The organism is Rhizobium phaseoli, from assembly GCF_010668805.1.
In the GTDB taxonomy this organism is placed as follows: domain Bacteria; phylum Pseudomonadota; class Alphaproteobacteria; order Rhizobiales; family Rhizobiaceae; genus Rhizobium; species Rhizobium phaseoli_A.
The window spans coordinates 1-416 of the sequence record NZ_WUFT01000102.1; the positions used below are offsets into that span (position 1 = coordinate 1).

Below are 416 nucleotides of genomic sequence, written 5' to 3' on the forward strand. Positions count from 1 at the left end.
CTTCCGGACCGCGATAGCCGTGACGCCGTTCATAGTCCATCAAGCCCTTGCGCAACGCACGGTATGCGGCGTCCTGATCGGCGGAATCGATGGTCGTCACGACGTTCAGGCCGCGCGTGTACGCCTCTTCGCGGTACTGCGCATACATCATCTGCCGCACCATTTCCGCGACGTACTCCGCGTGCACGCTGAACTCCTTGCCAGCGCCCTTGACGATGAGCGGCTGACGGCTCGCCGTGTCGTACTGGTCCTGCGTGATATAGCCGAGTTCCAGCATGCGCTGAAGGATGTATTCCTGACGCACTTTCGCGCGCTTCGGATTCACCACCGGGTTATACGCGGACGGCGCTTTGGGCAGACCGGCGAGCATCGCGCATTCGGCCAGCGACAGGTCTTTCAGGTCCTTGCCAAAGTAC

The 416-nt window shown here is 61.5% G+C and carries 1 protein-coding gene; it reads right to left on the reverse strand.

What is annotated here, in order from left to right; genetic code table 11:
* On the reverse strand, positions 1–416 hold a 416-nt coding region (locus tag GR197_RS31580; RefSeq protein ID WP_204330524.1), incomplete at both ends, for a transglycosylase domain-containing protein.